The sequence below is a fragment of the Bacillota bacterium genome (genome assembly GCA_040754675.1).
GTDB lineage: Bacteria > Bacillota > Limnochordia > Limnochordales > Geochordaceae > Geochorda.
The window spans coordinates 1-7,898 of the sequence record JBFMCJ010000177.1 but is presented as its reverse complement, the minus strand read 5'-3'; the positions used below and the strand labels follow the sequence as shown (position 1 = coordinate 7,898).

Annotated in this window: 7 protein-coding genes and 1 tRNA gene; 4 read left to right on the top strand and 4 right to left on the bottom strand. The window is 69.9% G+C overall.

Annotated elements, in window-relative coordinates; translation table 11 throughout:
- Positions 1–124: 124 nt before the first annotated feature.
- Both AB1609_11400 and AB1609_11395 read right to left on the bottom strand, forming a co-directional pair.
- Positions 125–871: an N-acetylmuramoyl-L-alanine amidase gene (locus tag AB1609_11400; GenBank protein ID MEW6047069.1), complete on the bottom strand. Its 747-nt coding sequence runs from the start codon at positions 869–871 to the stop codon at positions 125–127.
- A 54-nt stretch (positions 872–925) separates the two neighbouring features.
- The gene (locus tag AB1609_11395) at positions 926–1,840 is read right to left on the bottom strand and encodes a hypothetical protein (protein ID MEW6047068.1); all 915 of its coding nucleotides are present in this window, start codon (positions 1,838–1,840) and stop codon (positions 926–928) included.
- Between the two features lie 365 nt (positions 1,841–2,205).
- Between AB1609_11395 and AB1609_11390 the strand changes: the two genes are divergently transcribed.
- A complete protein-coding gene (locus AB1609_11390) occupies positions 2,206–2,919 on the top strand; it encodes a Clp protease N-terminal domain-containing protein (protein ID MEW6047067.1) in 714 nt (237 codons plus the stop codon).
- Here AB1609_11390 and AB1609_11385 read toward each other — a convergent pair.
- Positions 2,920–3,007: transfer RNA gene (locus tag AB1609_11385), tRNA-Leu, on the bottom strand.
- Positions 3,008–3,240: 233 nt separating this feature from the next.
- Here AB1609_11385 and AB1609_11380 point away from each other — a divergent pair.
- Positions 3,241–4,020, top strand: coding sequence for a GTP-sensing pleiotropic transcriptional regulator CodY (locus tag AB1609_11380; GenBank protein MEW6047066.1), 780 nt, complete (start codon positions 3,241–3,243; stop codon positions 4,018–4,020).
- Here the strand turns inward: AB1609_11380 and AB1609_11375 are convergent.
- Positions 3,965–5,218 carry a DNA polymerase IV gene (locus tag AB1609_11375; GenBank protein MEW6047065.1) on the bottom strand — a complete coding sequence of 418 codons (1,254 nt, stop codon included), beginning with the start codon at positions 5,216–5,218 and terminating at the stop codon, positions 3,965–3,967. The genes AB1609_11380 and AB1609_11375 overlap by 56 nt on opposite strands.
- 250 nt (positions 5,219–5,468) lie before the next feature.
- Between AB1609_11375 and hflX the strand changes: the two genes are divergently transcribed.
- Both hflX and AB1609_11365 read left to right on the top strand, forming a co-directional pair.
- Entirely contained in the window at positions 5,469–6,806 is a 1,338-nt protein-coding gene (gene hflX, locus AB1609_11370) for a GTPase HflX (protein MEW6047064.1), read from the top strand.
- Positions 6,803–7,747 (top strand): DUF1385 domain-containing protein, encoded by a 945-nt coding sequence (locus AB1609_11365; protein ID MEW6047063.1) that lies wholly within the window; start codon positions 6,803–6,805, stop codon positions 7,745–7,747. The genes hflX and AB1609_11365 overlap by 4 nt, the downstream gene beginning before the upstream one ends.
- Positions 7,748–7,898: the final 151 nt, after the last annotated feature.

Genomic DNA, 7,898 nt, shown 5'->3' with positions numbered 1-7,898 from the left:
CGGGCGCTTTCCGGTCATCGTCGAGGTGATCGGGGGGACCCGGGGGCTGTACCGGCAGGAGAAGTTCTTGTTCTGGTGGGAGCGCGAGGGCTGGCACATGCGGTACGTGGAGGGGGACCTCTAACTAACCCTGCCCGGCGCCATGCCGGACCCACCACTCCATGATGCCGTCGGCGATGAGTTCGGCGGCAAGCTGGCGGTTTTCGGCGTCGAGGATCCACCGGAGATCGGCCCAGTTCGTCAGGAACGCCACCTCCACCACCGCGTGGGGGAGGGCCAGTTTGTCCATGTACAGCCCGTTCACCGCAAAGGGCGGGGCCGATTCCGGCAGCACCCTGGTCAGTTGCCGGTGGATCGCCATGCCAAGCTGGGCGCTGCGCAGCGCATGGGCCTCCGCCGGCCCCTCCTCCGAGAAGACGACGGTGGTGCCGCGGTCGTACGGGTCGGGCGAGGCGTTTAAGTGGATGCTCACGTAGGCGTCGGCCCGGGGCTTGCTGGCGTGGGGCCGCAGGCGACGCAGATTGAGAGCGAAGTACCAGCGGTCCCGGTTGGTCTGTTCGCCGTCGGCGTTGTAGTCCGGGGGCTCCTGGTCGCCCTCCCGGGTGAGGTGGACTTCGGCGCCCCGCGCCTCGAGCGCCAGGGCCACGCGGCGCGCGATGTCCAGCGCCAGCGGGTCTTCATGCACGTCCGCCCAGCGGTTGTACGCGCCCGTGTAGCCCCGATGGACGGGGCTCCAGCCGTGCCCGGGGTCGACCACGATCACGAGGCGGCCGGCCGATGGCGCCGCCGCAGCCCGCACGCATAACAGGCACAGAAGCCATAGCGTGAACCCCCGCCGGAAAGGGCCGAGTCGTGATCCCACATGCTTCACGGATGGGCCCCTGAACGGTGGACTTCCGGGGCCAGCGCTTATCCACGGGGATGGCTATGCGGCCGGAGGGGCGGCCATACCCTGGTAGAGGGCGATCAGGACGGCAGCCGCAAGGTGCAGGTCGAACTTCCGCTTCTGACGGTTGAAGACGGCGCTCCCGCCCGCGGCAAGGTACGTGAGAAGGGCCGGCGGCTCGGCCATCAGGTCCACGACGAGCGCGATCCAGCGGTAGACGTCGAACGCGAGGGTCACGCCGGAGAGGCCGGTGACCAGCACGTACAGGAGCGTCGTCAGGGTCAGGGCGATGCGGCGGCGGCCGACGTGGCCGACCGCGCACAGGGCGGCAAGCCCCGCGCCGCGGGAGGCCATGGCAACGAGCGACCGCCGGGCCAGCAGGGCCATCCGGTCCGCCGGAGAGCCGCTTCCCACCTCCTGAGCCGCGGCGCACAGCACGTTCTGGAGGAGTTCCGGGCCGACCGCGCCGGCAACTTGACCATATTCCTGGGCCAGGGCGCGCAGGAGCTCATTCAGGAAAGTGTCCAGCTGGGGCGCCGGGGCGGGGGAGGCGCCCTGCCCGGGAAGGCGCCGGCGCAGTGCGAGGAGGAGTTCCCGGCGGAGCTGCAGGCCGTCCATCGCCCGGCAGCGGAACGTGGCGGCGTTCCACTCGCCGAGCAGGGCCTTGAGATGCGTTTGCGGGTCGTACCTGGGGGCGGCGACCGCCCGGAGCACCCGGGGGAAGGTGAAGACCTGGAGCAGCGACAGGAGTTGGGCTGCCCGGGCGTCCGGGAGGCAGGCCAGGGCGCCGACGAAGCTGCGGCAGAGTTCCGAGGGGCCCCGGGCCTGTCCCGCTTGGGGGTGCAACCCTCTGCGCGGCCGGCGAGGCGGCGCAGAGGCTAACAGGGCGGACTCCAGCGCGGCGGCGAGGTGTGCGTTCCAGTGCAGGCGGCTCAGGCGGTACGCCCGGTGCACCCGCTTCCTGAGCTCCCAGGAGGAGCACGGGGGTTGCACGGGAGTGCCGGGCTGCCGGCGATCCGCGTCGTGGTCTTTTCGGGCTCGGCCTGCATGTGTGCTGATTGGACATCCACCCGCCTCGGTATTCCAGCGGTAGTTGATGCCGGGCGGGGGACGGCTGTGCTGTGAGGCCAGTGCTAAATTCGCTCCTGTGGGCCGCAATGTCCCCCAGGTGCCTGGGAAGACACGCGATGCGAAATGCCCCTCGCACGACCTGCCCCGGGCAAGCTCCGGGCCGGGTGTCGCTCCGGAGGCTAGCGTAATTTCGTTACGTGATTTACGTAGGGTCCCCGATGCTGTAATCTGGAGATGCGACGTCTGGGATGAAAGGGTGGTTGCCGGTGCTTCAGCGCTTTACGCCGCGGGCAAAGCAGTTGGTCGTGCAGGCCGTTCAGGAGGCGCGCCTGCGCAACCAGCCGGTCGGGCCCGAGCACTTGCTGCTGGCGTTGTCGCAGTCTGCCGAGGGCCTGGAGGGGGCCACGCTCAGGGATCTCGGGGTTACTGCCGATGGCGTCGCATCGCACCTTCCTGACCCGGTTCCCGAACCGGATGCCCCGAAGCGCGAGCCGCCATTCTCCCCAACCGGGAAGCGGGTTCTCGAGGCGGCCGCCGAGAAGGCCAGGAAACTTGCTCATACCTACATAGGCACGGAGCACATCCTTCTTGCCCTGGCGGACGAGCGTACCGGCGGAGAAGGGGCCTCCATCCTGAAGGAACTTGGCGTCGACCTGGCAACGCTTCCGGGCATTTTGTTTGGGCGGCCGAGGCTCATCTGGACCGAAGCCAGGGGCGCGGGCACAAACCGGGACTGGGTGGTGAGCGTCCGCCTCGACGAACCAACGCTGACTGCCGTGGACGGCCTGGTGCGGGCGGGGGTGGCGAAGAGCCGGTCTGAGGCGGTGTTCCTGCTCTGCCGTAAGGGGATCGACGCTCACCGGGAACTCTTTGACAGGCTGGCCGAGAAAATGGCCTCGGTCGCTGAGATCGAACAGGAGATGCGCCAGATCTTCAGCGGGGAGGCAGGGGGCAAGTCATAATGGTGCCGAAGGGGGGATTTGAACCCCCACGGGCGTTACGCCCACTGCGCCCTGAACGCAGCGCGTCTGCCAGTTCCACCACTTCGGCACCGCAGATCGGTATGGCAGCGCTGATCGTAGCACACGCGCCGGTCCCCTGTCAACGCGTGTGCGACGCCGGTCACCAGGTTCGCAAGGCCCGTCTTGACACGGTCTGCAGGGCCTCCGTAAGATGGCCCCAGGGCCCACCCAGACTATTGCGATAATTCGCATCATTGTCGCTGCCCGCCGCAGCCCGCGCCGGCGCATGTCCGCTCCTTCATCGAAGGGACGGGGTACCGGATGCTTCTGGAACGCCTTCAACTCCTGACGGCAATCTTCCGCTCCGGGGGCATGGATGCGAGCATGCCCGCCGTCGTTGAGGCCCTGCGTGACGTCCTGGGGGACGCCGCGGTCTATCTGGCCAGCCGCCGGGGGCGCGTTCTTGCCCGTGCGTTACCGCCGGGCACGGCAGTCCAGGCTTTCGACGCGCAGTGGCCGGAGGCGGGGCAGCTTCCCGACCACGTGGCAGCGGGAGTGCTGAAGGTAAACGCCCTGTGCACCGGCCCCGAGGCGCGCCTCGTCACCGGCACCGACCACTCTGCGATCCTGCCCGTGACGGGGGCGGGACGGCGCGTCGGCACGCTCCTCCTTATCCGCGAGGCTGTGCCGTTCTCCGGGGACGAACTGGCGCTGGCCGAGGTCGCCGCGATGGGCGCGGGCCTTGTCATCTCCGCCGCGCTGAGCGAGGAAGAGGAGGGCGAGGCAAAGGAACGCCAGGTGGCCCGCACCGCCGTCCGCAGCCTCTCCTACTCCGAGGTGGTGGCGGTCCAGCGGCTGCTCGACGAACTGAAGGGCGAAGAGGGGCTGCTCGTGGCCAGCCGGATCGCCGACGAAGCCGGCATCACCCGTTCGGTGGTGGTCAACGCCCTGCGCAAGCTCGCGTCGGCCAACGTCATCGAGTCCCGATCGCTCGGCATGAAGGGCACCTACCTGCGCGTCCTCAACAAGGAGCTGCGCGGCGAACTCAGCCGCCAGCACTATCCTCAGGCCGCGCCGGTGGGCCTGCGCCGCCGGCCCTGAACAGGCGCCCCCTGACGACCACGGCCCGGCGGTAGCGGGCGTTGATGGCGTCCATCACCCGGTCGACAGCGCGCGAGCGCTCGGCTCGCTGCTCCCACAGCAGGGGCTGGGTGAAGCGGGTGAGCGACTCGGCCCCGACCCCCAAAAGGCGAAAGCCGCCCGGCCGGGGTGGGAGGTTTTCGAGCAGGCGCCACGCCGTCTCGAACAACGTGGCGTCGTCGGCGGTGGGCTCGCTCAGCGTCATCCGCCGGGTCAGGGTCACGAAGTCCGGATAGCGCGCCTTGAGCACCACGGCCCGGGCCCAGTATCCCTCGGCCCGCAGCCGCCGGCCCACCTCGGCGGCGAGCTGCGCGAGAGTCTGGCGCAACGCCTCGTGTCGCGCCACGTCGCGCTCGAAGGTGAGTTCGGCGCTGATGGACCGGGCCTCCTGCGGAAGCTGCACGGGGCGGGTGTCGATGCCCATGGCGAGTTCATACAGGGACTCCCCGAAGCGCCCCAGGTGTTCGGCGAGGAACGACCGGGGACGCGCCCGCACGTCGGCTACCGTGTGAAGCCCCATGTGGTGCAGCCGCGCCGCCGTGCGAGGGCCGACGCCGGGGAGCCGCTCGACCGGCAGCGGGGGCAACACCCTGTCCACGTCGCCGGGCTCGATGATCATGAGCCCGTCCGGCTTGGAAAGCTCCGTGGCGAGCTTCGCCAGGAACTTGTTGGGCCCGATGCCCACCGACGCGGTCAGGCGCTCCTGCCCGTAAATGCGGGCCTTGATGGCCTGCCCCATGGCACGCAGGCTCCCGAGGCGTCCCCTGTCGGCGGTCATATCGAGGTAAGCCTCGTCGATGGAGACGGGCTCCACCACCGGGCTGAACTCGTGCAGGATGGCCAGGATGCGGTCCGACACCTCACGGTAGAGGCCGTGGCGAGCCTCGAGGAAGATCCCGTGAGGGCATAGCTGTACGGCACGGCGGATGGGCATGGCCGAGCGGACCCCGAAGCGCCGGGCCTCGTACGAGGCTGTGGCGACCACCCCGCGCAGGCTGTCCCGCCGGCCCCCGACGATGACGGGCTTGCCGGCGAGTTCAGGCCGCTCCCGGATCTCGATGGCCGCGAAGAAGGCGTCCATGTCGACATGGACGATGACGCGGGGCGGGCGCTGCCCGTGTTCGATCATCCGTTCGGGTACCCCTGCCCATCGTATCACGCGCCCGGGCCGCCTGCCAGGTGCCGGCCAGGCGGCCCGCCCGGCTCGCTGCGGGCCGAGGGGGGTGTTCGCCGGGCGGTGTGCCCGACCAGGGGCGGTGCTATAATGAACCGCAGAAAAAGCGCCTTCCGTCTCTCCGGCCGTGTGATCGCTGCGGGCGTCGGCCGGGGGCCGGTGGTGGGTTGGTGCATAACAAGGGGTGGTCGGTATCGAGCCAGGACGGACAGCGTTACGGCCGGCGGCCCGGGCGGTGCTGATAGCGTGTTCAGAAGCCGACGACCTGGATCGCTCGCTCGGGGAGCTGGGTGAGCTGGTGCGCGCCGCAGGCGCCCAGGTGGTCGGAGAGCTGGTTCAGAAAGAGCACGCTCCGGACAGTGCGCTGTACCTGGGGCGCGGCAAGGCCGAAGAACTCCAGTCTGTCGCCCTCATGGCCCGTGCCACCCTCGTGGTGGCCGACGATGAACTCACCCCGCTCCAGCGCCGAAACCTGGAGCGGGCCGTAGGGTTGCCCGTGCTCGATCGCACCCAGATCATCCTGGACATCTTCGCCCAGCGCGCCCGCTCCCGCGAGGGCAAGCTGCAGGTCGAGCTGGCCCAGCTCACCTACCTGCTGCCGCGCCTTGCCGGATGGGGGCAGACCCTGTCACGCCTTGGCGGCGGCATCGGCACTCGCGGCCCCGGGGAGACGCGGCTCGAGTACGACCGCCGGCGTATCAAGCGCCGCATTGCCGAACTGCGCCGCCAGATCGAGGGCATCACCCGCCACCGAGACCAGCAGCGGCGGGGGCGTTCGGCGCTGGAGCTTCCGGTGGTGGCGCTGGTCGGGTACACCAACTCCGGCAAGTCCACGCTGCTCAACCAGCTGTCCGGGTCGCACGTGAGCGCCCGCAACAGGCCGTTCGAAACCCTGGATCCGACGGTCCGGCGGGTTTACCTGGCGGAGGGCGCGCAGTGCCTGATGACGGACACCGTGGGGTTCATCAAGAAGCTGCCCACGCATTTGGTGGCGGCCTTCCGCGCCACGCTGGAAGAGGTGGCGCACGCCAGCCTGCTGGTTCATGTGGTGGACGCAAGCGCCCCCGACGCCGAACGCCAGATGCGGGCCGTGTTCGAGACGCTGGAGGAGATCGGGGCGGCGGCGCGCCCGGCGGTGGTCGCGCTCAACAAGATCGACAAGGCGGAGGGGGCGGCCCTGCGGGCGCTCCTCAAGCGCTACCCGGGCGCCGTCCCCATCTCGGCGCTTTACCGGACCAACCTCGATCGGCTGCGCCAGGCCATCGTGGAGGCGCTGCCGGAAAAGGAGCAGGTGGTCGAGCTGTCGATTCCGTTCTCCGAGGCCCGGGTGCTCTCGCTTCTTTATCAGCGCGGCCGGGTCATCGAGCAGGCGTACCTGGACAGCGCCGTGCGGGTCAAGGCCGCCGTGCCCGAGACGCTGGCAGGGCGGCTGGCCGCGTACCGGGTGGATGGGAAGCCGGCTTCCGGCACCCGGGTGGGCGAACTGGAGCGCGCCGCGCCCGCTCGGGCAGGCTGGCGCCGGGCCTATTTCGCCACCCGGCACAAGACGGAGGATGGAGCCTACCCGCGATGAGCGACCGGTTTTACTACGGCGGACAGGCGGTCCTCGAAGGCGTCATGATGCGGGGCCGCACCGCCTACGCGGTGGCGACCCGCTCGCCGAAGGAGGGCATCCACGTCACCGAGCACCCGGGCCAGCCGTGGGTGCGCCGCGCCCGGCTGCTGGGATGGCCGCTGATGCGGGGTACCGTGGCGATGGCCGAAGCGCTCGTCATCGGGTACCGGGCGCTCAACGACTCCGCACGGCGGCTGATGGAGGCCGAGGATGGGGCGCAGGAGGCCCCTTCCCCGCGCCAGAGCGCCGCGGCCCGCCTGATGGAGGTCGCTACCCTGGTCCTGGGCGTGGGGCTTGCGGTGGCCCTGTTCGTGCTGCTGCCGGCCGCCGTGGTGCGGCTCGTGGAGCCGTTCCTGCCGGGTTCCGTCCTGCTCAACCTGGTCGAAGGCGCCGTCAAGGCCACCGTCTTCATCGGCTACGTGTGGGCCATCGGCTTCTTGCCCGATATGGCACGGGTCTTCCAGTACCACGGGGCCGAACACAAGGTGATCAACTGCTACGAGGCCGGCAGGCCGCTGGAGGTGGCGTCTGCCCGGCAGGCGAGCCGGATTCACCCCCGGTGCGGCACCAACTTCCTGTTCCTCGTGGTGCTGGTGAGCGTCGTGGCCTTCTCGGTGGTGACGGGCTTTACGGGCCGGCCGCCCGTCGCCGAGCGGGTGGCCATTCACCTGCTGATCCTGCCCCTGGTGGCGGGGACCGCCTACGAACTCATCCGGGCCGCCGCCCGCCCGTCGGCCCCCCTGATCGTCAGGTGGCTGGCGCGGCCGGGCATGTGGCTCCAGGGCCTGAGCACCCGCGAGCCCGACGACGCGCAGCTCGAAGTGGCCATCGCGGCGCTCCGGGCGGTGCTCGAACGGGACGGGGCGGCCACGCCCGGGCGCGAAGTCGTGGTCGTTTGAGGGATGCTCGCTTGAGCCGGGCCCACTTGAGGGGTTAATCTAGAGCTTACGGTGAGTCAGCAAATGGCGGCTGCGCAGACGGAGCTCGAACGCAGGCTGGGCACGGTGGAAGCCCGTTTTGAAGAGCTGTCGCGCAAACTGACCGACCCGG

Bases quoted from the DNA above. Each gene is read 5' to 3' on its own strand.
- AB1609_11380 (MEW6047066.1), top strand. From the start codon at position 3,241: ATGCTTCTGGAACGCCTTCAACTCCTGACGGCAATCTTCCGCTCCGGG.
- AB1609_11390 (MEW6047067.1), top strand. From the start codon at position 2,206: ATGAAAGGGTGGTTGCCGGTGCTTCAGCGCTTTACGCCGCGGGCAAAG.
- AB1609_11365 (MEW6047063.1), top strand. From the start codon at position 6,803: ATGAGCGACCGGTTTTACTACGGCGGACAGGCGGTCCTCGAAGGCGTC.